Source organism: Streptomyces sp. NPDC021080, assembly GCF_044333225.1.
Taxonomy (GTDB): domain Bacteria; phylum Actinomycetota; class Actinomycetes; order Streptomycetales; family Streptomycetaceae; genus Streptomyces.
In genome coordinates this window covers 1-22,247 of sequence record NZ_JBIRQM010000040.1, presented here as the reverse complement: position 1 = coordinate 22,247, position 22,247 = coordinate 1, and the positions used below count along the sequence as shown (strand labels likewise).

General features: G+C 73.7%; 20 protein-coding genes and 1 pseudogene. 5 read left to right on the top strand and 16 right to left on the bottom strand.

From position 1 onward, the window contains the following. Nucleotides 1-104: 104 nt before the first annotated feature. Nucleotides 105-2,738, bottom strand: a complete 2,634-nt coding sequence (locus tag ACH4S8_RS44350; protein WP_398404912.1) for a hypothetical protein — start codon at nt 2,736-2,738, stop codon at nt 105-107. Between the two features lie 244 nt (nt 2,739-2,982). Between ACH4S8_RS44350 and ACH4S8_RS44345 the strand changes: the two genes are divergently transcribed. Next, on the top strand, nt 2,983-3,540 hold the full coding sequence (locus ACH4S8_RS44345; protein ID WP_398404910.1) for a hypothetical protein: 558 nt from the start codon (nt 2,983-2,985) through the stop codon (nt 3,538-3,540). Nucleotides 3,541-3,668: 128 nt separating this feature from the next. Here the strand turns inward: ACH4S8_RS44345 and ACH4S8_RS44340 are convergent, their stop codons facing one another. From ACH4S8_RS44340 to ACH4S8_RS44290, 11 genes are all read right to left on the bottom strand, one after another. Further along, on the bottom strand, nt 3,669-4,784 hold the full coding sequence (locus ACH4S8_RS44340; RefSeq protein ID WP_398404908.1) for a zeta toxin family protein: 1,116 nt from the start codon (nt 4,782-4,784) through the stop codon (nt 3,669-3,671). Then, complete coding sequence (locus ACH4S8_RS44335; RefSeq protein ID WP_398404906.1) at nt 4,781-5,092, bottom strand: hypothetical protein; 312 nt, start codon at nt 5,090-5,092, stop codon at nt 4,781-4,783. Before ACH4S8_RS44335 ends, ACH4S8_RS44340 begins: the two co-directional genes overlap by 4 nt. 18 nt (nt 5,093-5,110) lie before the next feature. Beyond that, a complete protein-coding gene (locus ACH4S8_RS44330; RefSeq protein WP_398404904.1) occupies nt 5,111-5,563 on the bottom strand; it encodes a DUF4913 domain-containing protein in 453 nt (150 codons plus the stop codon). Nucleotides 5,564-5,717: 154 nt separating this feature from the next. Further along, complete coding sequence (locus tag ACH4S8_RS44325; RefSeq protein ID WP_398404902.1) at nt 5,718-7,475, bottom strand: type IV secretory system conjugative DNA transfer family protein; 1,758 nt, start codon at nt 7,473-7,475, stop codon at nt 5,718-5,720. A 137-nt stretch (nt 7,476-7,612) separates the two neighbouring features. After that, a complete protein-coding gene (locus tag ACH4S8_RS44320; protein WP_398404900.1) occupies nt 7,613-9,145 on the bottom strand; it encodes an ATP/GTP-binding protein in 1,533 nt (510 codons plus the stop codon). Beyond that, the gene (locus ACH4S8_RS44315) at nt 9,142-10,635 is read right to left on the bottom strand and encodes an SCO6880 family protein (protein WP_398404898.1); all 1,494 of its coding nucleotides are present in this window, start codon (nt 10,633-10,635) and stop codon (nt 9,142-9,144) included. Before ACH4S8_RS44315 ends, ACH4S8_RS44320 begins: the two co-directional genes overlap by 4 nt. A 186-nt stretch (nt 10,636-10,821) precedes the next feature. Further along, complete coding sequence (locus ACH4S8_RS44310; RefSeq protein ID WP_398404896.1) at nt 10,822-11,973, bottom strand: hypothetical protein; 1,152 nt, start codon at nt 11,971-11,973, stop codon at nt 10,822-10,824. A 1-nt stretch (nt 11,974) separates the two neighbouring features. Next, nucleotides 11,975-12,745, bottom strand: a complete 771-nt coding sequence (locus tag ACH4S8_RS44305) for a hypothetical protein (RefSeq protein ID WP_398404894.1) — start codon at nt 12,743-12,745, stop codon at nt 11,975-11,977. A 39-nt stretch (nt 12,746-12,784) separates the two neighbouring features. Further along, on the bottom strand, nt 12,785-13,084 hold the full coding sequence (locus ACH4S8_RS44300; RefSeq protein WP_398404892.1) for a hypothetical protein: 300 nt from the start codon (nt 13,082-13,084) through the stop codon (nt 12,785-12,787). 407 nt (nt 13,085-13,491) lie between these two features. Next, on the bottom strand, nt 13,492-13,749 hold the full coding sequence (locus ACH4S8_RS44295; protein ID WP_398404890.1) for a hypothetical protein: 258 nt from the start codon (nt 13,747-13,749) through the stop codon (nt 13,492-13,494). Next, nucleotides 13,746-14,318 carry a hypothetical protein gene (locus ACH4S8_RS44290; RefSeq protein ID WP_398404914.1) on the bottom strand — a complete coding sequence of 191 codons (573 nt, stop codon included), beginning with the start codon at nt 14,316-14,318 and terminating at the stop codon, nt 13,746-13,748. Before ACH4S8_RS44290 ends, ACH4S8_RS44295 begins: the two co-directional genes overlap by 4 nt. A 221-nt stretch (nt 14,319-14,539) precedes the next feature. Here ACH4S8_RS44290 and ACH4S8_RS44285 point away from each other — a divergent pair, with 221 nt between their 5' ends. The 3 genes from ACH4S8_RS44285 to ACH4S8_RS44275 are packed head-to-tail and all read left to right on the top strand — an operon-like array spanning nt 14,540 to nt 18,692. Then, on the top strand, nt 14,540-15,553 hold the full coding sequence (locus ACH4S8_RS44285; RefSeq protein WP_398404888.1) for a peptidoglycan DD-metalloendopeptidase family protein: 1,014 nt from the start codon (nt 14,540-14,542) through the stop codon (nt 15,551-15,553). Between the two features lie 14 nt (nt 15,554-15,567). Next, nucleotides 15,568-16,431 carry a hypothetical protein gene (locus ACH4S8_RS44280; RefSeq protein WP_398404886.1) on the top strand — a complete coding sequence of 288 codons (864 nt, stop codon included), beginning with the start codon at nt 15,568-15,570 and terminating at the stop codon, nt 16,429-16,431. 8 nt (nt 16,432-16,439) lie between these two features. Next, entirely contained in the window at nt 16,440-18,692 is a 2,253-nt protein-coding gene (locus ACH4S8_RS44275) for a hypothetical protein (protein WP_398404884.1), read from the top strand. 82 nt (nt 18,693-18,774) lie between these two features. Here the strand turns inward: ACH4S8_RS44275 and ACH4S8_RS44270 are convergent, their stop codons facing one another. From ACH4S8_RS44270 to ACH4S8_RS44260, 3 genes are all read right to left on the bottom strand, one after another. Further along, entirely contained in the window at nt 18,775-19,251 is a 477-nt protein-coding gene (locus ACH4S8_RS44270; RefSeq protein WP_398404882.1) for a VOC family protein, read from the bottom strand. A gap of 115 nt (nt 19,252-19,366) precedes the next feature. Further along, nucleotides 19,367-20,470, bottom strand: a complete 1,104-nt coding sequence (gene rarD, locus ACH4S8_RS44265; RefSeq protein ID WP_398404880.1) for an EamA family transporter RarD — start codon at nt 20,468-20,470, stop codon at nt 19,367-19,369. A 191-nt stretch (nt 20,471-20,661) separates the two neighbouring features. After that, nucleotides 20,662-21,516 carry an SDR family oxidoreductase gene (locus tag ACH4S8_RS44260; protein WP_398404878.1) on the bottom strand — a complete coding sequence of 285 codons (855 nt, stop codon included), beginning with the start codon at nt 21,514-21,516 and terminating at the stop codon, nt 20,662-20,664. A 110-nt stretch (nt 21,517-21,626) separates the two neighbouring features. Between ACH4S8_RS44260 and ACH4S8_RS44255 the strand changes: the two genes are divergently transcribed. After that, nucleotides 21,627-22,043, top strand: coding sequence for a winged helix-turn-helix transcriptional regulator (locus tag ACH4S8_RS44255; RefSeq protein ID WP_398404876.1), 417 nt, complete (start codon nt 21,627-21,629; stop codon nt 22,041-22,043). A 19-nt stretch (nt 22,044-22,062) separates the two neighbouring features. On the opposite strand, the pseudogene ACH4S8_RS44250 reads toward ACH4S8_RS44255, so the two are convergent. Continuing rightward, a pseudogene (locus ACH4S8_RS44250) lies at nt 22,063-22,247 on the bottom strand (2-oxoacid:ferredoxin oxidoreductase subunit beta); the annotation flags it as partial.

Genomic DNA, 22,247 nt, shown 5'->3' with positions numbered 1-22,247 from the left:
AGGGGCCGTGCCGGTACATCACATGCCCGTCGCCACCGACGGTCACCTCTCGTCCAACGGCGACGGGCGGATGTACCGGCACGGCCCCGACCCACCCACCGGTCTCACCGCCCGGGCCGCGGCGGACGCTGCACCCGGGGAACCGGCCCCGGAGTACCGGCGCCGGGCACGCCCCCGCCCGGGGACGCGGAGCCACGGCCGGACTGGAGGCGGGCCGCGTTCGCCACGGGGTTGGCCGGCCCGGGGTTGGCCGGCCCGGTGGAAGGCGGCGTCGCTCCCGCCACGGCCGGCCTGCCCCAGCTCTCCGGAACCGACGCGTGCCGCTCCACCGTCCCCTGCGCCCGCGCCTCCGCGAGCCGCGCCGCCTGCTGGGCCACGGGAGCGAACCCCGGAGCCGCGTTGCCGCTCTGCGAGGGCACCTGGCGGACGGCCATGGCGGTCAGCGCGGCCTGGGTGTCACGGGGGAACACATCCCGGGGCAGCAACTGCGAGGCCGCACCGGTCACCTCGACACGGTGCTGCCTCCCCCCGGCCTCGAAGGTGACGCCGTAGCCGAGGTACTGCCGGTCCCGGTCGAACATCAGGTCCCCCCGCACCTGCCCGCCCCCGGCCCGGGTCCGCTCGCTCAGCCCCCGGAGGGCCTCCGGCATCGGCGCGGTCCGCCCGAGGCTCGCCACATACGCCTCCGCCTCCACACGGCCCTCCCGGAACCGCGGTTTTCCGTCGGGTCCGAGAGACATCTGCACGGCACCGACCCGGTTGTCGGGGTGGATGTCGACGGTGAGACGCCCGTCCCCGCCGTACTCGCTGACGAACCGCTCCCGCAGCGCCGTGAACTGCACCTGGTTCTCCAGCGCCGGAGGCAGGTTCGGCCCGTAGATGGTGACCCGCGCCTCGGGATCGGCCTCCAGGATGATCTCGGCGTTGGCCACCCCCGTGCCACCGGCGCCCGCGACGAGCCACGTCTTCGGGGCACCCTCCGCACCCGCGGCCCGCGCGTCGAACCGGCCCTCGGCGATCTCGTCCCCGATGAAGACGCGTCCGGGCGCGGCGGCCCGCGCCTGTTCCCACCGGGCGGTCGCGTCGAGCGTCTGGAGCGCGGCCCGCGCCCCGCCGCCCGAACGCAGCCCGTCCAGCACTCCTTCCTCCCGCAGCACCTGGAGCGCCCGCTCCGCGCCGACCTCCCCGGCCAGCCGGGCGTGCGCCGGTGATCCGGAGGGCAGCTGTCCGCGTACGGCGTCGAGGGCCTCGGGGAGATCCACCGCGTCCCGGCGGTCGACGCCCGGCACCATCTCCGGCGGCAGCCCGGTGGCCACGGTCGGCGTGCCCTCGACCTTCACGTAGAGCTCCGGGGAGCCGTCGGCGGGCCGGATGTGTGTGTAGAGGTGACCGTCCTGCCCCGGGACCAGGGCCGCGGTCCCGTCGACGACCGGTCCGCGCACGGCGAGCTGGTCCTCCCACAGGCGTACCGCGTCGCGCGGCACCCGCGCGGTCGGCTCGGCGAACTGGTGGGCGTCGCCGAGCCCGCTGGCCCGCATGTCCCTCGTCTGGTCGGGGGACTGGACGATGCCCTGGCCCGGGTCGAGGTGCCAGCGGCCGCGGGCGTCGACGAGCAGGGCCTCCGGGTCGCGTCCGACGAGGCTGGCGCCACCGCCGACGACGACCTGGCGGGTGGGCCACTCGCCGGTCGCGGCGATCTCCGAGCGCAGCTGGTCCAGGGTGGCGGCCCCGGCCCGGGTGCGCCGGTCGGCCGCCTGGGCCGCCGCCGCGGCGAGCTCCTCGCGGGGGAGAGGGGAACCGTCGGGCCGGAGCCCCGGCAGGGGAGGGGTGTCGACGGACGCTCCGAGGGGCCGGGCGTGCTCGGCCCGCGACCGGAACTCGTACAGCTCGGTGGCATCGGCGGCGCTCAACTGCTCCATGGGTACGGCGAGTTCGCGCAGTGCGCCGGCCGCCGCCGGGGTCAGGTGCGGGTCGATGATGTCGCGGCGGATGTCGGCGGCCTGGAGCTCCGGCGCATGACGGTCGGAGCCGGCCGGGGCCAGCGGCCGCAGCCCGACGTGGTCGATGAGCGCCGACAACTCACCCCGGGACTCGGTACGTTGACTCGCGTCGAGGGTGGCGTCGTTCATGCGGGCGGCCAGGTAGTTCAGTTCGCCGACCCGGCCGAGGTCCTCCTCGGTGAGGCTCAGGCGCCGCTCCGTGTCTCCGAGCCCGCCGCGGGCCAGCAGGTCGTCCCGGTTCGGCGCGATGCCCGCGACCTCGGGATCGCCGGCGGCGGCACGGGTCGCCCGGTCGCGCACGGCGAGCAGTTCGCCGACCTCGTGGCTCAGCGCCCGGCCCACCTGGCGCGGGTCCATCCGGTCGGAGAACTGGACGACGTGCTGGTCCGAGGTGGTGTTGACGTGGGTCCGCGCGACCGTGCCGGAGGGGAGCGGTACGGCGTCCAGCCGCAGGGTGAGGTTCCTGCCCCGGTCGTCGGTGAGCGCGAAGAAGCGGTCGCCCGCGGCGCCGGACCGCAGCTCGACCGAGGTCAGCCGCTGTGCGTACAGGCTCTGCACGACCATCGGCAGGGTGCTCTCCGCCTGCGCGACGACGGCCGCCTGCCGTCCGGGATCGGGCGCGGCGCCGGTGCCCGAGACGAAGCGGCTGCCCGCGACGTCGGTCGCGGTGATGACTACCGGTTCCGCGTGCGGGGCCGTGCCCGCGGCGGACGTGTCCGAGCGGGCGTCCCTCCGCACATCGGGCCGGAGATCCCCCCGCGAACTCCCCTGCGAACCGGCTTGGTTGTTCCCCCGGACGTCTCCCCGGACGCCCCCCGGGGCATCCCCTCGGACGCCCTCCGAGGCGTCCCCCGAAGCGTTCCCCCGAGCGTCGCGGCGGGCGTCCGCCCGGTCGGACCGGCCGGCGTCGCCGCGGTCGAGCGGTTCCTGGTCCACTGGCACTTTCCCCCTTGAACGGCCTCGTGGCACGTAAGATCTCGGCATGCTGATCGCCCGTTCGACGCAGGAAGCACACCTGTACATGGACCTGCACGCGTGCGCGTGCGGGGCGGAGGGCTTCGAGCGCGAGCACCGTCTCGACGAGCGTGACGGTGTCCTGGTCGCGGTGTACGAGGGCGTCTGCCCCCAGTGCGGCCGTGCCCGCTCCTTCGCGTTCCGGCTCACCGACGAACTCCCGCCCGCGCCACCGGCGTTCGGCGGATCCGAGCCCTCGCGGATCATCGATCCGGGGGAGTTCCTGTGGGTCAGCGACCAGGTCGCCACGGACACGGGGCTGCGGCTGCTGCACACGCCGCCCGCCGAGCGGCACGAGCAGCGCGAGGGCTCCGCGTTCGCGCTCGCGGCGGTCGAGGAAGTCCTCAAGTTCCTTCCGCAGGGCCTCGATCGCGTCCCCGAGGAGCTCTTCATCTCGGAGCGCGGACGCGAGGTGTACGACAGGACCCCGCACCGCTTCGAGCGGGCCGCGCTCCTCGAGAACATCGCCCGCAAGCGCCGCATCCTGGAGAGCGTCGGCCGGACCGGCCCGCACCCGGGCGCGTAGCCGCCCGACAGCGCCCCGGGCGCTCCCGGCACCGCCGAGCCCGGCACTCACGGCGCTCCCGACGCGCACCGGGCTGATGACGCTCGAGGCGCTCGAGGCGCTCGAGGCGTTCACGGAACTCACGGCACTCATGGCGTTCGAGGGGGCCGGGGCGCAGGGCGCGCCACCGCCGCGGTGGCCGGAGACGCGGCACCGGGTGCGCCCGGCGTCCGGCCGGCGGCCGGGGCGGTGCTCCCGGTGCCGGACCGCAGGCGTGCCGCGGTGGCGACCCGGATCGTGGCGTCCCCCTGCCGGTGGGCGGGCGAGGTGCCGAGCCCGGACGCCGGGACCGTCCCCGGGACCCGGCCGGCGGCGAACGTGCCCCGCTCCGAGGTGATCAGCGCGGTGGCCAGGCCGTTCTCGACCAGCTTCTCCGCGTTCTCGCGGCCGACGGAGAACCCGCGCCCCGAGGTGCTCCGCGCGTACAGGCCCTCGATCATGACCTCGGGGGCCATGCGTCCGCCGTACCGGTCACGGCCCGCGTCGAATTCGGCGCGGCCGTGCTGCCAGCGTGCGGCGTTCTGGGCGAGGCACTGTTCGACGGGGACCTCGACCGAGAGCAGGACGCGCCGGTCGTAGCCGTCGGCGCGCAGATCGCCGAGGAGCTTCTCGTTCCAGCGCTGGTCGCGCAGCGTCGCGTCGTAGAGGAGGTTGTAGCCCTCGGCGCGCGCCCACTGCTCGAAGACGTCCTGCAGGAAAGCCGACTCGCGGTGCGTGAGCGAGGCCGTCTCGGAGGGCGCGACCGGTCGCCCGTCGGACAACGCGTGTGCGTGCGGCGGAAGGTGGGGCGAACCGCCGTGCTCGAAGATCGCGACCTTGAACGCGTCCGGGTCCAGGACCACGTAGTCGTGTACGTCGATGCCGTGCGCCCGCTTCAGAGCCTGCCCCAGTTCGTCGTCGCGCCCCTGCCACTCGCCGAGCCCGCGCAGCGCGCCTCCCTTCCCGGCGCCGGGGGCCCCGGCGGTGAGCAGGGCGGCGTGGCCGTCGCGCGGCAGGCCCGCGCAGCGCGCCGTGAACTCCTCCAGGATCGCGGAGTGCATGCGTTCGCGGTCCGGGGTCCACAGCGCGCCGCGCCGGAACTGTCCGAAGGTGTCCTTGTCGCTCGGCGCGAGATCGCCGCCCGGTGACATCCGGGTCTGCAACTCCCGGTACAGCGCGCGGTATTCGGGCCTGAGCCCCGCTTCCGGCCTCTGGCCCGTGGTCATGTCCGCCGCTCGGCCCCGTCCGCCGGGCCGTCCGGCCGGCTGTCGATCCTGCGCTGGATCTCCGCCACGTCCTCGCGGGTCACCTGCCCGAGCAGTCGTGCCGCGGCGAGCACGGAGAGGGTGTTGTCCTGGTGGGTCGGTTCCGGGTGGCCCTCGTCCTGGCCCTCCTCGGCCACGAAGGGCCAGGCGGCGACGGTCGCGATCATCTGCTCGCGTTCCACGAATCCGGCCGCGTAGAGGCCGAGGTAGGCGCGCAGCGAGGGGGCGGAGCCGGCGCCGGACGCGCCGGGTGCGGGGGTGTCGTTCATGGGCGGAGTATTCCTCCTTCACCAGAGACTGGTCTCGTACGGATCCGGGTCGGACTGCTGCCGGGACGCGGCGGCCGCGTCCTCGTACGACTCGGCCGCGGGTGGCGTCTTCGGACGGTGGCTGCCGCTCTTGCAGCCCGCGAACGGGCCGCTGGGGGAGCGCAGTTCGGACAGTACGGCGCCGAGGTGGTCCCGGTGCCAGACGGCGGGTCCGGAGGCGCCCGCCGCCGGGTCGGTGTACTCCTGCCAGGCCAGCCACAGCCCGTGCAGCCTGGCGACCGCCTCCGGGTGTTCCCACCAGCGGGGGCACCAGGGCTGCTGCGAGGTGACCTCGCGGCCGTAGACGGGAAGGAGCAGATCACCGACCCAGACGGCCAGTCGGCTCATCTCCTCGGCGTACTCGGGGCCGTCGAGGAAGAGGATGAACGGCGGGGCGTCGGCCGGTTCTTGCCCGGTGGCGGCGGTCGTCATCGAGAACACTTCCTTTCGGCGGCGGACTTCGTCGGGGGCCGATCGCCTCGGCCGGCTGCGGTGACGGGTCTCGTCGGGCTTTGGCTGCTCGGGTTTGCTGTGGCGGCGGGTCTCGTCGGGCCTTGGCCGCTCGGGACCGTTGTGGCGACGGCTGTCATCGGGTCGTGATCCTCTCGGTCGCGCGCGCGGTGATGGCCTTCACCTCCGCCTGGGCCGCCGTCGCGATGCGGTCGGCACCCGGCTCGGCGTACCAGGGGCGCAGCCGGACCAGGGCGGGCCTGATGCCGGTGGCCAGGAGCAGGGCGGTGCCCTTGGGGAGGGCGCGGATACGGTCGGCGGGCAGGATGCGCTCCAGGCGGTACGAGGTCGACCGGGACCGCCCGTCCCTGCCCTTGGACCAGCTGACCGTCGACACGTCGTGCTCGCCGACCAGCCGGGAGATCTTCTCCACGAAGTCGGCGTCGTCCAGTCCCGCGCCGAGCAGTTTGACGGTCGCGGCCGACCAGAGGGCGTCCATGCCCGCCTCGCCCCAGACCCGCGAGCCCTGCCGGTAACTCTGCAGCAGGGTGACGATGTTGATGCCGCGTGAGCCGAAGTGCGAGTACAGGTCGGGGAGATCGGAGATCCGGCAGACGTTCGCCGCCTCGTCGAGGACCGCGGTCATCGGCGGCTCGAGGCGTCCGCCCATGCGTTCCGCGGCGACGACTCCCGCGCGCAGCACGGAATCCGCGGCGGCGGCGACGACACCGGCCGCCGAGCCGCCGCCGTCCTTGGACAGCAGATAGAGCGTGTCGTGGGACAGGACGTGCCGGTCGGGGAAGAACTGGGGCAGTGCGGGGTCCGGGGTCACCCACGCGGCGATCGCCGGGTCGAGCAGACAGGCCACGCACTGGCGGCTGGTCTCGTAGATGCCGTCCCGGGTCTCCACCGCGCCCTGCACGGTCCCCTGCAGCTGGTCCGCGAGCGCCGTCATCCCGGCGTCGCGCAGCAGGTCGACGGGGGTGCGGTCGGCCGGGTCGGCCAGCCAGGCGAGGACCTCGCCGATCGGCCGCCCGCCGCGCCGGGCCGCGTGGAACAGGGCGGTGAGGGTGTTCTGGGCGGCCGAGATCCAGAAGTCGCGGCGGGAGGCGTCGTCGTTGACCGCGCCGACGAAGTGCCCGGCCAGCCGGCGGGCGCCCTCGATCGTGGCCGCCTCCGCGAGCATGTCCCACCACAGGCCGCGCGGGGTGTGGGCGATGCCCTGGGGGTCGAACGTCCAGACCCGGCCGACCCGTTCGCGTTCCGCCCGCGTCACGCTGTACACGTCGGCCTTGTTCGACGTCAGCAGCACGCTGCCGCGGGCCCGCAGGACGCGCGGGACCGCGATGCCGGTGGACTTGCCCGCGCGGGGTGCCATCAGGTCGAGTTCGACGTCCTCGTAGCTGGAACGCAGTTCCGGGCCGCGGGGTTCGAGGTTGCCGAGCAGGTTCCCGGTGTCGTCCGCGGTGACCTTCCCCAGTTTGGCCAGCCCCGGCCGGAGTTCACGGGCTCGCCGCGCGGCGCCCTTGGGCAGCAGATGGGCCAGCTCCTTGCGGCCCGCGAGTCCGGTGGGCACGGTCGGCCGGCGTCGTACGAGCGCGATCAGGACGGTGATCGCCGCCACGACGGCGCCGAAGACCGTGGCCATGCCCGCGGCGAGCGCGGTCGGCGAGGCCGTCGGCCACAGCGGGCCGGGACCCTCCTTCACCAGCGTCGAGAGGGTGGACAGCGCGAACGGCGGCGGGTGCCAGCCGGCGCCGCTCACCGCCGCGCCCAGGGTGCCGCCCAGCCAGGCGCCGAGGAACATCGTGCCGATGAGGAACGCGGCGCCCGGCACGATCCAGGGGAGGAGGTCCTCCCCGGCTCCGGGTCCCGTCCTGCGTGTGCTGCTCATCTCTGCTCCCCCCGTTGGATGTCTCTCGCCCCCGCCGCCCCTGCCCGTCCCATCCCGGGGCGGTGCCCCCGGCCCCCCCTGTCGCACTCCGCGCGGGTCCTCGAACGCCGGACGGGCTGGAACTGCCCCCGGCGTCCTCAAGTCCCGGACGGGCTGGAATTCGGGCCGGCCGCCTTGTACAGGGACGGTTTTCCCGCCTCCGACCAGCGGGTGTTCGTGTTGTGCAGGGCCCGCTCCGTGTCCGTGATGGACACCTTGATCGGGATGCCGGGGCGCCCGCCCACCTTGATCAGGAAGCGGCCGCGTCCGGGCGGTTCCTCGTTGCCGCCGGTGCTGGCCCAGCCGGGCGGGGACGACCACGAGGACACGAGCTCGATCTCGCGCTCGGACATGCCGACGATCTCGCCGAGTTCCCGCATCTCCGAGCGCGGAAGCCCGGCGCAGACGACCATGCCCGCACGCTCCACGAAGCCCCGCGCCTTGGCGCGGTCGGACTCGCTGCCGAGGGCCTCGGCGTCCTTCAGCGTGTGGGTGATCTTCGCGTCGCCGAGGCCGAGCGAGCGGTTCAGCCGGGTCAGCGCGTCGATCCGTTCCACGATGCCCGAGGCGGCCCGCAGCGGGCGCCACAGTTCGTCGAGGACGGTGAAGAACCAGCGCTGCGGGGCGAGTCCGGCGTCCGCGAGGGCGTGCGCGGCGGCGACCGTGCCGAGCCCGTCCGACCAGGCGGCCAGCATCGCGGCGGCCGTGAGCTGGGTGTCCGCCTCGCCGATCCGGGAGATGTCCACGCAGACGGCGGGCGACGCCGGATCGATCCGGGTGGACGTCTCGCTGGCGAAGGTGTCGCCGAGCGGGCCGTCGAGCACGCCGAGGAGCGAGCGGTGCAGCGGGTCCACGGCCTCCTGGTAGCGGGCCTCGTTCCCACGGTCCAGCGTCACCGCGCGGACCCGGTCGGGGCCCTCGTCCAGCACCTTCAGCAGATCCGGCAGGAGCGGCGCCCGCCCCGGCTTCGTCCGCGCCGCGAGATGGTGCAGACAGGCGGACAGCACCGACTGCTCGTGGTCGTCCATCGGACGTCCGCGCACGATGGTGATCAGCGCCGCGACCATGTTGAGTACCCGGCCGTGCGCCTCCGCGGCCAGGATCCGGCCGCGCTCGCCGCCGATCCGGGCCGCCGCCTCGCCCATCGCTCCCGGGTCGAGCACGTTGATGCCGCCGACCCCGCGCCCGATGGAGATCACCTGGCCGCCCAGCGCCCGCACGGTGTCGGCGTAGTCGGGCTTCAGGTCGCCGAGGACCAGGGGCGTGATGCCCGTCGCGGACATCCCGATCAGCATGCGGTTGACCAGGGTCGACTTGCCGAGGCCCGGCATGCCGAGCATGAACAGCGACGGGTTGGAGATGTAACGGGCCCGGGTGAACCAGGAGATGGGGTCGCCGCACACCGTCGCCCCGGTGTGCAGATGCTGCCCGAGCGGCACACCGGTCATCGGCGCGCCGGAGCCGGCCGCGAACGGCCACAGCCCGCACGCCTGCACGGTGGTCGCGCGCCACAGCGCGGGCGGGTCGACATGCCCCACCTGGCCGCCCGCCGGGCCGTACCAGCCGCGCGGCGGCGCGGTGGCGGGACCTCCCGGGACCGTTCGGGTCCCCGGTGCCGGCTGCCTGCTCACAGTGCCTCCCTGATCTGGTACGGAACGAGGGTGTGCTCCCACGGGAGCAGACCGACCGGCAGCGTGCAGGTGAAGGCCGCGGCCTGCATACGGTCGGCGGGGCGCATCAGGATGCGGGACGAGGCCTGGAGGTTGCGCACGGTGATGCCCGCGTCCTGCAGCTGCTCCTCGTCGTCCACGGTGACCGTCACCATCAGCGAGAACTCCACGAGTCCCGCGCCCGCCGCCTCCTCGGCCGCGGTCTGCTCGGCGGCCTGCATCTCCGAACTGGCCCTCGCCTGCACGAGACCGCGCTTCGAGCCCGCCATGAAGTGCGCTGTGCGCCGGTCGGACTCGACGATGCGGGCCGAGGTCGCCGGGTCGATGGGACGGTAGATCAGGGAGACCCGCTTGCGCCGGGTGCCCGGAGCCGGTTCGAGGAGCCCGCGCAGCACGCTGGAACGGACCGTGCCGCGGGGTGCGAGCGTCAGCATCCAGGTGCGCGAGACACCCGAGTCGTGCTTGTACGAGGTGACGGTCTCCACGGCGGCGGCCGGGCCCGCGTCGGCCCATTCCACCCCGGTCGTGGCGTGCTCGGCGCGGGCGCTGAGCACATCGGGCGCGATGGCGGGGTCGTACGCCACCCGGACGATCTCGGCGAGCCGGTCGGCCGGCAGCGGGTAGGCGCTGCCGCCGCCCGCGGCGACCAGACCGGACAGCAGCCCGGGCAGCCGCATCGACAGATCGGTGACGATGTCGTCGGTGCTCCGCTTGGGTCCGCCCGTCGGGCCGTAGGTCAGGGCGATGTACGTGTGCATCTCGGAGGACGCCGACGGGTAGCGCTCGACGACCTCCTCCATCACGGCGCGCGCGGCGGCCGGCGCGTCGGGCGAGATCCGGGGGAGCACCTCGGCCGCGAGCCGGGTCCCGGTGTCCGGGGCGGTCTCGACGACGACCTGGGCTCCGCGCAGGCCCGGCTCGTGCGAGAGGCGCGCGAGCCAGTCGCCCCAGGAGGCCACCCAGATGTCGACCTGGGAGGGGTCGACCAGCGAGCCGCCGTCCGGTTCGCAGGCCAGCACCACCGTGTACAGGCCGCGGCCCGGGTGATGCAGCACGCCGAAGGGGCGGTTGTAGGCGTCGCGGCCCTCGTGCATCCGGGTGCGCGCGAGCAGTCCGGGCGGCTGGTAGCGGCCGCCGGGGCGCTTGGACAGCGGCCCGGAGAGATAGGTGTGCGAGCCGGCCGACCTGCGCCGCGTCCAGCCGACGCGGATCGCGAGGACCTGGTAGACGTTGCGACCGTCGACCGTGCGCAGCGCCAGCGGGGCGAGGAACAGCCCGACCGGCACCAGGACGACGATCGCGGCGGTCAGCGAGACCAGCGAAGCCAGCAGTGCCACCAGCAGTCCGCCGAAGGCGACGACGGTGCCGAGCAGACCCAGCGGACCGAGTCCGGGACGGCGGGGCCTGCGCCAGTTCCCGTACGTGGGACGCGTCATGGCGTCGGTGGACATGGGGTTCCTTCTTCCGGCTCGAAGCGCTGGATACGTGACTGGGGTGGGGTTCCGGGACGGCGGCGGCCGGCCCTGCGGCGGCGCCCGGTCCTGCGAGGGCGGCCGGCCGGCTCCGCGAGGGCGGTCGGAGCGCCGCCCCGGAACTCCCGGAGCCTCACGGCTCCGTGGCCGTGGCCCGGTGGCCGTCTATTGGTTGTGGCCCTTCATCCCGTCGTTGTCGTTCAGGGAGTTGGCCACCTCACCGGCCGCCGCGACACCGGTCTGCACGGCGACCGCCGCGGCCTGTACGGCGAGGGTCACGCCGCCCGTGGCCGCACCCGCGGCCGCCGCACCGCCCGCGGCCGCCGCGCCACCGCCGCCCGCCGCACCGGCACCGCCCGCGCCACCGCTCGCCGGAGCTCCGGCGCCCGCGGACGGCGAGCCCTGCGGACCGGCGGCGCCCCCGCCGCCCCCGCCGGCACCGCCCGCGGCGATGCTGACGGCGCCGGTGGCGACGTTGCTGACCGCGTTCAGGGTGACCGTGCCGCCCGAGGTGCCGCCGAGCGCCGCCGTCGCCGGGACGATCAGCTTGAGCAGGGCCGGCAGGGCGAACACCGCCATGATCAGCATGCCGAGGCCGGCGATGGTCTTGTTGAGGTCCTTGGTGCCCTGCGTCATCGACGTGGCCGAGTAGATGATCAGCGCGGCCGCCGGTTTGTACAGCAGCCAGGCCCCGAGCCAGCCGATGTGCTTCTTCCACCAGCCCTCGCCCCACCCGGTCATCGAGGAGGCCGCGGCCAGCGGCAGGGTGCCGACGAGCATGATCAGGACGCCGATGCGGATGTACATCAGACAGATCTGCACGAAGCTCGACAGCATCACCAGCAGGCCGAAGACGAGGATGAGGCCCGGCTGGTCGAGGGTCAGCACACCGAGCATCGAGGACGCCTGGTCGCCGAGATCCGCCTTGTCGTACACCTCCTGCGCGTAGACGTCGGAGGCCTTGGTGAGCGCCTGGACCACCGGCACCGCGACCGCGCCGACGAGGATGACCTTCCACATCCCCATGAAGGCCTGCTTCATCGGCTGGCCCTTGCGATCCAGCGCCATGCGGATCGCCGCGACCAGCAGCGAGGCCACGGCCACGTAGCCGACGAGCCAGTTCACCTCCCCGTTGATCGTGGCGACGGGCCCGGACGCGTCGCCGACGTCGACGTGCATCCATACGCCGTTGAGCGCCTTGAGCACGTTCGCGGTCGCGTCGCCGATCGCCTTGGCGAAGGCCACGACGGCACTGTCGGTGAGCTGCGTCCCGACCTCGTCGATCACGCAGTCGTACACCCGCCAGGAACACGACATCTCACACCTCCCAGGTGACGAAGCCCTTGGTGCCGCTGATCTGCGACATGCCCGAATAGACGGTCCCGTCGGCGTCGGGCGCGAGTTTCCAGTCGCCGTCCAGCCAGCGCAGCGTCACCGACGCGGTGCCGTAGGCGTCCTTGCCGGGGACCCGCACGACGAACATCACGGTCGACTTCTCCTTGCCGTACGACAGGACGGTGAAGCCGGCGTAGCCGCCTCCGTCCGCCTTGCCCGAGGTCGGCCTGTCGCCCGCCGCGGCACGGCTCGCGACGAGTGCGTCGCGGCCCGCGCCGGGGACGACCTGCCGGTCGACGACCTTGCGCCAGCCCGGGAAGCTCAGATGGTCGGTGATGGTGTGGGCGGCCATGACGGAGCCCATCGGCGTGTGGGCGAAGCAGGACCAGACCGGTCCGTCGAACGTGAGCGGGCCCGCCGTCCTCGAGACCGGCACCAGGCCCGTCCCGTCGGCCTTCCACGTGAAGTCCTTCGGGGCCCGGGTGGGCTTGGCCTGGTCGCTGTCGTCGGTGCGGCAGCCAGCGGGGCGGGCGTCCGGCCGGCCGCCGCGGTCCCGGTCCCCGTCCGCGGACGGGGTGGGCTTCTCGTCGCCCGACGCGTTCGCGGGGGTCCCGTTGCCTCCGCCGAGCATCGTGAAACCGGCGAGCACGAGCAGCACCAGCAGGAAGCCGGCCGACAGGATCCAGCCTCGCTGCTGCCAGAACGGCTGCTCCCACTCCCCGCTGCCCCCTTGGGGCCGACCGGAGTTCAGCATGGTTGCGCTCCCTTCGCTCAGGCTCTGACGGGGCGTCGGTCAGGCGAAGACGAAGGTGACGACGGGGCCCGCGGTGGCCACCAGGACACAGCCGCCGAGCACCATGCCGAGGCGGCCCATGTGCTCCGAGCCCTCGCCGCGGCGCATCGAGATCGCCATCATGGCGCCGGTGATGAGCACACCCGCGACGCCGGCCGCGGTGCCGGCCCAGGCGAGGATGCCGAGGACGGTGTCGACCTTGCCGGTCAGCGCACCCGGCGCGTCACGGTTGGGGTCGGGGATCTTCCCGTCCGCCAGGTAGACGGCACGGTGGGCCTGGGCTGCTATCGCCTTGAACATGCTTTCTCCCCGATATGGCCGGCCGCCCGCGCACACGTCCTGGACGTGGGCGGAACTCGCCGGGTCTGAGCGGCACTTGCTCGGTACGAGCGGTACGCGCCTGCTGTGAGCGGTACGTGGGGGCGACGAAGATCCGTGGGGCGCCCCGCGTTCCCGGTGCACAGTGAGCTTGGCGACTCCTGTGGGCCGGGGCCAAGCGATGTGGGAATCCAGCACCTGTCGGTGACGTGTCCGTGACAGACGGGAAGAGACCGTCATGAAAGACGAGGTGGGAGACCCGGGAAAGAGCTGAGGCACCATCAGGTGCGATGGTGCCTCGGGTGGTTCACGAAACGCGCGGGCGCCGGCCGGGACCGCCGGGTGACGGTCGCGCGTCGGCCGGGGCCGGGCGTCGGCCGACCGGTGGGTCAGAGCACGAAACCGACGATCGGTCCCGCCGTGGCGCCGATGACACAGGCGCCGAGCACCATCAGGAACTGGCTCAAGTGCTCCTCGAACTCACCGGTCCTGACGGACAGGGCCATCCGGGAGCCCACGATCATCAGGCCCGCCACACCGGCGGCGGTGACGAGCCAGGCGATGATGCCGAGGACGTAGTCGAGCTGATCGGTGACCTTCGAGTCCACGGCCAGCGAGGTGGCGGCGAGGGCGTGCAGGGCGGTCATGGCGCGGTCCTTCCCGTCAGCCGGGCCAGCGGGTCCGCCTCGCGCGGCAGTGGTCCGGCCAGGTCGCCGGTGCGCCACGCGGGCATCCACGGCACCCGGTAGACGTCGATGACCGAGTTGATCACCTTGATGCGCTGGGTGAGTTGACGCGGCAGCCGGCCGGGCGCGTCCGCGACCAGCACGATGGCGTCGAGGTCCAGTCCCGGCGGCGCGTCGCCCCGGCGGAAGATGTCGAGCGTGTGCGACACGGCGTCCAGTCCCGCCGCGTGCGTACGCCCGACGAGCAGGACGGAGGCGGGCTCGCCCCGGTCCGGCCGCGGCCAGTCACGGCCCGCGTCGTGGCCGCCGAAGACGGTGGCGAGCGTGGAGGAGCCGGCCCCGCCGTGCGTGGCGATCCAGGAGAACTCCCGTGCCCGTGCGATGAGCCGGTGCTCCTCCTCGTACGGCTGCGGCTCCCGGTCCGCTTCCCCGACCGCCCCGCGTATCCATATCCCGGGCCCGCGTGGCGCGCCCCCGTGCGGCACGGCGCCGTCGCTCCCGCGCACGGCCGCTTCCTCGTTCGCCCGCATCGCCACCCCCTCGATCCCCTGCATGGGTGCTCTCTCCCCTCGTCGGTGCCCCGATCCTCCCGGCGCCCGGGCGACTTGGGTAACGGGGCGTGAGTTCCTGGGACGAGCCTGTGACGCCGTGGTGACGCGGGAATCGGGTGGGAACCGAGAGACTCGACTGCATGTACACGACCGGAACATGAGGCTGAGGGGGGCCGGTGTCCAACGGGGGCGGATCCACCATGACCTGGGTGGTCGGCGGCTGCCTGGCCGCCGTGATCATGCCGGTGGTCATGATGGTCGCGGTGAGCGGGGCGTCGAGCGAGGAGGATCCGGGGTCGAGCGGGGGCGGGGGGCTGAAGAACGGTTCCGTGCCCCAGAGTTACGTTCCCTGGGTGCTCAAGGCGGGTGCCATGTGCGACGTCATCAAGCCGGCGGTCATCGCCGCGCAGATCGAGGCGGAGTCGGGCTGGAACCCCAACGCCCGTTCTCCTGTGGGTGCCGAGGGGCTGTCGCAGTTCATGCCGGGGACCTGGCCCAACTGGGGCAAGGACGACGACGGCAACGGCCGGGCCTCGCCGTACGACCCCGGTGACGCGATCATGGCCCAGGGCCGCTACGACTGCGCGCTCGCCAAGACGGTCGAGGGATACAAGAACCGCGGCGAGGCGAGCGGCGAGACGCTCGACCTGGCGCTCGCGGCGTACAACGCGGGACCCGGCGCGATCCACCGGTACCACGGCATGCCGCCGTACACCGAGACCCGGAACTACGTCACCCGCATCAAGTCCCTGATATCCAAGTACGAGTCGGTGGACGATCCGCCGGGCTCGATCCCCGCCGGGCGGGAGCTGGCGATGCCGCTCTCCGGCAACCCGCGCGTGACCTCACCGTTCGGTATGCGCATGCATCCGATCCTGCACGTCTACAAGTTGCACACCGGCATCGACTTCGCCGCGGCGGAGGGCACGCCGTTCAAGGCGGCCCGGGACGGCGTCGTCACCTTCGCGGGCTGGTCCAACGGATACGGAAACCGCGTGGTCATCTCGCACGGGACCATCAACGGCGACCAGATCTCCACGACTTACAACCACATGAGAAGCCGTCCCTTCGTGAGTGTCGGCGACCATGTGCGGGTCGGCCAGCGGGTCGGCGAGGTGGGCTCCACCGGCTTCTCGACGGGGCCGCACGCGCACTTCGAGGTCATGCAGAACGGCAAGTACGTGGATCCGGCACCCTGGCTGGGACTGAAGTGAGGAGGGAGGCGAGGATGAGGACGACACGGACGGGTACGGGTAAGGGTGCGGGCGTGGCCACGGCGGCACGTACGGGCGCGGGCGCGCGGACGCGCGCCGGGACGCGCACGGACGCCGCCGGTCCGGGCCCGCGCACGGCGGCCCGTGCCGGGAGCCGCGGGAAGACGTTCGCCGCACTGGCGATCGTGTCCGTGACCGGGATCCTGGCGTTGACGGGCTGTGGCCTGCGGGATCATCGTGATGACGTGGGCGTGCCGGGTTCGTCGCCCTCCGGGGTGCCGTCCGTGGCACCGAAGGCGTCCCTCCCGCCGGGAAGGAAGCTGGGCGCGGACGCACACGTGCCGAGCCCGTCGGGTGTCGACGGGACGGACGCGACGGCGGTATCGGAGGCGTGGGTGGAGGTGGCGTACGGCTATGACACGAAGTACGACTACGGTCCCCACGACGCCGTGCTGCGTTCCGCCCGCTGGTTCACCCCGGCCAAGGCCGCGGCCGAGCGGTCGTACCACCCCGCGAGCGGGGCGGGCGCCGAGTGGAACACCTGGGCCGGCCACCGGGCCTGGACCACGGTGGACGTGACCGTGGACGACGACGCCGACGGCCCCGCCGACACGGCCGTCCTGGCCTACCGTGCCTTCTACGTGGACGGTACGGCTCACGGCCGCGACGGCTGGAAGGGCACGGGCCCGCGCGCGAACGTCTACCTCAAGCTCATCCGGGCGGGTGGCGGCCGTCCGTGGCGCGTCGCCGAGGTGACGACGGTGGAGGCGGCGGACCCGCCTTCCGCGTCGGCCTCGTCCGCGCCCGCGGCCTCGCCCTCGACGTCGATCCCGGCCTCGATCATGTCCCCGACCCCGTCCTCGACCACCCCTTCGTGAGGGAACCGATGTCTCGACTCAGCCGCGAACAGAAGCGGGAACTCAAGCGGCAGCGCTCGGCGGCCGGTGCCGCAGGGCAGCCGGCCGCCGGGACGACGCCGATCGAGGTGCACGTGCCGGCGTCCGCGGACACGGCGCCGGGGGCCGCGGCGCCGGGCGCCGCAGGGGCCCAGGGCTGTGCCACGGTCGGCGGGATGCCGGTCGTGGCCGCGCCCGGGGAGACGGTCCAGGGCGCGATCCTGAACTATCTCCACCGCCTCGCGCTCGCCACCGGCCACCCGGTTCTCGCCAGCATCCACGACGAACGCATCGGCTACGTCGTACCGCTCCAGGTGCACGTCGACGGTTCCAGCCGCTACACGGCGGAGCCGGTACGCGTGGCCCCGCCCGCGCAGCCGCACGAGCCGCGCCCCGAGAGACGCCCGCACCTTCCGGCCCAGGAGCACCGCCACTCCGCACCCGGGAACCCCGTCCGGCCCCCGGCCCGCGACTTCACCGAGCCCCGGGCCCAGGAACGCCCGCGCTTCGGGACCGAGGAACACCGCCCGCAGCACCCGGCTCCGGAGCGGCGTCCGCAGTCGCCCGGTCAGGAGCACCCGCGCTTCGGAGCCGAGGAGCACCGCCCGCAGCACCCGGCTCCGGAGCGGCGTCCGCAGCACCCGGTCCACGAGCGCCCGCGGTATTCGGCCGGGGACGTTCCGCAGCCGTCGGCCCAGAGGGCGCCGCAGCCGCCGGCGCAACGGCTTCCGGAGATGCCGGCTCCGCCGCTTCCGCCGGTCCCGGCATCCGCCGAGGCACCGGCACAGGCTCCGGAGACACCGGCCGCTCCGCGCCGGGACAAGGCGACGTACGTCCTGCGTGCGGTACCGGAACCGACCGCGCGACCGTTCCCGGAGAGCGGGACCCCGTCGGCCCCGGTGGTTCCGGCGGCCCCGGCCAGGCCCGAGGCGGCGTCCGCACCCGCACCCGAGTACCCGCCCACGGCCCCGCCCGCGCCCGTGCCTCCGGCTCGCCCGGAGTTCGCTCCGGAGCCGCAGCCCGCGCCGGTGCGCAGGCCGGAGCCGGCGGTGACGGCCGAGTTCGTGCCGCAGCCCGTGTCGGAGCCGTCGGTGCGTCCGGAGCCGCAGTCGGTGCCGGTGCACCGGCCTGAGCCGTCAGGGTTCGTGCCGCAGCCCGCGCCGGTGCGCAGGCCGGAGCCGGCGGTGACGGCCGAGTTCGTGCCGCAGCCGCAGCCCGCGCCGTCCGCACCCCCGGCATCCGAACCCGCGCCCCCGGCTTCCGTGCCCGCCCCCGCGGCGGCGGTCGAGCCGGGTGGCGCGGCGGACTCCCGCGGGGGCACCGGCGCGGTGGCCGGCCCGCACGGTGCCGTCGCCCCTGCCGCGGGCCCGGAACCGGCGCCCGCGGCCGAGCCCGCCACGCCCGGCACTCCCACACCGTCCACCTTCGTGCTGCGGGCGGTACCGGAGCCGAAGCCGTTGCCCGGGTCCGCGTCGACGCGTGTCCTGCGGGCGGTGCCGGAGTCGGCGGCCGGATCGGTGCCCGCCCCGACCGGGGAGTTCGGCCCGGCTCCGGAGCCGATGCCCGTCCCCGAGGCGAAGGCGGCCGCTCCGGAGCGGAAGCCCGCTCCCGCGATGGAGGCCCTGTCGCTGCTGGGACCGGAGCCGGAACCCGACCCGAAGCCCACTCCCGCACGCGGCTTCGACGCCGTCGCCGAGGCGGTGCTCGCGCCGACTCCCCAGGAGCCGGCCTCGGAACGGGACGCCGCGGCGGCGTTCCTCGCGGAGCCGGTCGCCCGGATCAACGAGGCCGTGAAGATGGGCCGTATCGAGGCCGCCGCGGGGATGGCGGAGCGCGCCGTCGCGGAGGCGGCGCAGTCGCTGGGCCACGAACACCCCGAGGTGCTGAAGCTGCGCGAGCTGACCGCGTACATCGCCTACCTGGCCGGTGACGCGCTCAGGTCGTTCCACCTGTCGCTGGAGCTCGCGAGGGTCCGCCGGCGCCACCGGGACAACGGAGCCGCCTACGGCAACGTCCAGAGCGCGGCCGCCGCGTGGCGCGCCGTCCGCGACCCCCTCCAGGGGCTGCACCTCGGGCGCGATCTGATCGGACTGTGGACCGAGCTCACGGCTGACGAGGGCCCCGCGGCCGACGACCTCGAACAGCTCGAATCGGCCCGTACCCGCATGGTCCGCCTCGCCGAACGCGCCCGCCTCGCCGGGGACGACCCGTACAACCGGACGCCGCGCGCCCACGGTGAGTGAGGTGCGGGCCGTCCGGCCCGGACGGCCCGCACGGCCGAGCCGCGTCCTCGGCGTTCCGTGGCGTTCGTAGCGTTCCGCGGTGTCAGTGGACGCAGAACTCGTTCCCCTCGGGGTCCGTCATCACGGCCCACGCGCCCGCGGGTTCCTTCACCTCGCGCAGCATGCTCGCCCCGAGCGACGTCAGACGCCCGACCTCCTCGGCGCGGCGCCCCTCGCCGGGGTGCAGATCGAGGTGGAGCCGGTTCTTGGCCGTCTTGGGCTCGGGGACCCGCTGGAAGAGCAGCCGCCGCCCGAGGCCGGTGCCGCGTTCCTCGTCGTACGGGTCCTCGGGATGCCGTACGGCGATCAGGTCCCGGAAGGCGAGGCGGCCGTGGAAGTCGACGGTGGCCTCGGCCGGCAGGGCGCCGAGACGCAGCAGCCGCTCGACGAAGGCGCTGTTGTCCTCGACCGTGTAACCGAGCGCGGCGGACCAGAAGTCGGCCTGCGCGTGCGGATCGGCGGAGTCGATGACGAGCTTCCAGTGGACGGGTGCGGGCGCGGGCACGGGAGTCGGCGTCATGGAGCCACTCATAGTGTTCTCCGGCCGGACGGGCAAGGTCACGCGCCGGGACCGGCCTTCGACCCGTACGGCCGGCAGGCCCCGCCGATCCGCCCCGGGCGCGGCCGCCCGTTCGTCACACGGTGGTGGGCGACCCGGCCGGACCGGCGGACCCGACGGTGTCGGCGGCGATTCCCGCGGGCTCGGTCGTGACCTCGGTCGCGGCACCCGCGGCGACGACCGCGACCCCCGCGGCCTCGGCGGGGACTCCCGGGGCCGCCGCGTCGGACGCGGGCGCGGCCGCCGGAGCGGACACGGCCGCGCGCGTCGCTTCCCTCAGGGCCAGCGCACCCCGCCGCGCCGCACGCAGCGCGTCGAACGTCAGGAGCGACAGCGCGAGCCACACCAGCGCGAATCCGGCCCACCGCTCGGCCGGCATGGCCTCGTGGAAGTAGAAGATGCCGAGGAGGAACTGGAACACGGGGGCCATGTACTGGAGCAGGCCCAGGGTGGACAGCGGCACACGGATCGCGGCGGCGCCGAAGAAGATCAGCGGGATCGCCGTGACCACGCCGGTCGCCGCGAGCAGCGCGGCGTGCCCCGGCCCCTGCGCGGTGAACGTCGCGTCGCCCCGTGAGCCCAGCCACAGCAGATACGCCAGTGCCGGCAGGAACTGGATCGTGCTCTCGGCGGCGAGCGACTCGAGGCCGCCGAGGTTGACCTTCTTCTTCACCAGGCCGTACGTGGCGAAGGAGAAGGCGAGGCAGAGGGAGATCCACGGCGGGCGGCCGTAGCCGATCGTCAGGACGAGGACGGCCGCGGCGCCCACGCCCACGGCGGTCCACTGCACCGGCCGCAGCCGCTCCTTGAGCAGCAGGACGCCCATCGCGATGGTGACCAGGGGGTTGATGAAGTAGCCCAGCGAGGCCTCGACCACGTGCCCGGAGTTGACCGCCCAGATGTAGACGCCCCAGTTGACCGTGATGACCGCCGCCGCGACCGTGATCAGTCCCAGCTTGCGCGGCTGCCGCAGCAGTTCGCCCGCCCAGGCCCAGCGCCGTGTCACCAGCAGCAGGACACCGACGACCGCCAGTGACCACACCATCCGGTGGGCGAGGATCTCGACCGCTCCAGCGGGCTTCAGCAGCGGCCAGAAGAGGGGGACGAGCCCCCACATTCCGTACGCCGCGAAGCCGTTCAGCAGACCTATGCGCTGCTCGCCCCTCGACTTCCCGGCCACCGGCGTCTCCTTCTCCCACGGTCTCTCGGACGCCAGTCGCGCCCCGCGCCCCGTAGCCCCCCGTGCGGTCGGGGAACTTCCGTGCAGCATGAAAGAAGGTAGCGCCGGACACCCCCGCCTGTCATGCCCGTATCGCCATACGGTCATGACAGGCGGGGGTGCGGAGGAGGGTTCCCCGGGCCGCCGGTGCCTCAGCCCTTCAGTGCCGTCGCGACGGCCTCGGAGATCGGCGTGGTCGGGCGGCCCGTCAGGCGGGACAGGTCGCCGGTGGTCGCGGCCAGCTCGCCCTTCTCGATGGAGACGTCGACGCCCGCGAGGATCCCGGCGAACGCCTCGGGCAGTCCGGCGCCGGTCAGGATGGAGGCGAAGGTCTCGGGGGAGACGGAGTTGTAGACGATCTCCTTGCCGGTCTGCCGGCTCAGCTCCGCGGCGTACTCGGCGAAGCCCCACGCCTCGTCGCCGCTCAGCTCGTACGTCTTGTTCTCGTGTCCCTCGCCGGTCAGCACCGCGACCGCGGCGGCCGCGTAGTCGGCGCGCGAGGCGGAGGCGATCCGGCCCTCGCCCGCGGCCTGGACGACGGCGTCGTGCGCCAGCACCGGGGCGAGGTTCTCGGTGTAGTTCTCGTGGTACCAGCCGTTGCGCAGCAGCGTGTAGGGCAGTCCGGAGGCGAGCAGGACCTCCTCGGTGGCGCGGTGGTCGTCGGCCAGCGCGGCCGTCAGGCTGCCGGGGGCGCTGGTGTAGGCGAGCAGGGAGACTCCGGCGGCCTTGGCGGCGTCGATCACGACCCGGTGCTGCTCCACGCGGCCCTTGTCGAACTCGTTGCCCGAGATCAGCAGCACCTTGTCGCCGGCCGCGAACAGGCCGTCGAAGGTCCGGGGCGTGTTGTAGTCGGCGATCGCGAGCCGTACGCCGCGCGCCGCGAGGTCGGCGGCCTTGGACCCGTCCCGCACGACGGCGGTGATCTCCTCGGCGGGGACCTTCTCCAGCAGCTGCTCGACCACGTGACGGCCGAGGTGTCCGGTGGCTCCGGTGACGACGATGCTCATGACGTACATCTCCTTGTGGGGTGCGGATGTCACTCACCCTAGGAGCTGCACTAACTTCTGGAAAGTACCCACCTTGAAGTAAGGTACCCACCTTCGAGTAAGGTATCGGCATGGCCGTAAGCAGCGTGAAGGCAGCGGACGGGTACGACGCCGGCGAGGCGATGTGCCCCTACCGTCTGGTCCTGGAACACGTCACCAGCCGCTGGGGCGTCCTCGTCCTGATCGAGCTCCTGGAGCGGTCGTACCGCTTCAGCGAGCTGCGCCGGGCGATCGGCAGGGTCGGGAAGGGCGTCAGCGAGAAGATGCTCACCCAGACCCTGCAGACCCTGGAGCGGGACGGGCTCGTCCACCGCGACGCCAAGCCGGTCATCCCGCCGCGCGTCGACTACTCCCTGACCGACCTGGGCCGCGAGGCCGCCGAGCAGGTGCGGTCGCTGGCCCTGTGGACCAGCGACCGCATGGCCGACGTCGAGAAGGCCCGCCGCGCGTACGACGAGACCCGGGGACTCGGGCCCCGGGCCTCCTGAGAACCGCCGGCGGGCAGGTTCAGCCGACGACCGTCCAGGTGTCGCCGCCTGCGAGGAGCGTGGCGAGGTCGCCCTTGCCGTTCTGCTCGATCGCGGTGTCGAGCTGGTCGGCCATCTGGGTGTCGTAGACGGGGCGGTCGACCGAGCGGAACACTCCGATGGGGGTGTGGTGCAGGGTGTCGGGGTCGGCGAGGCGGGACAGTG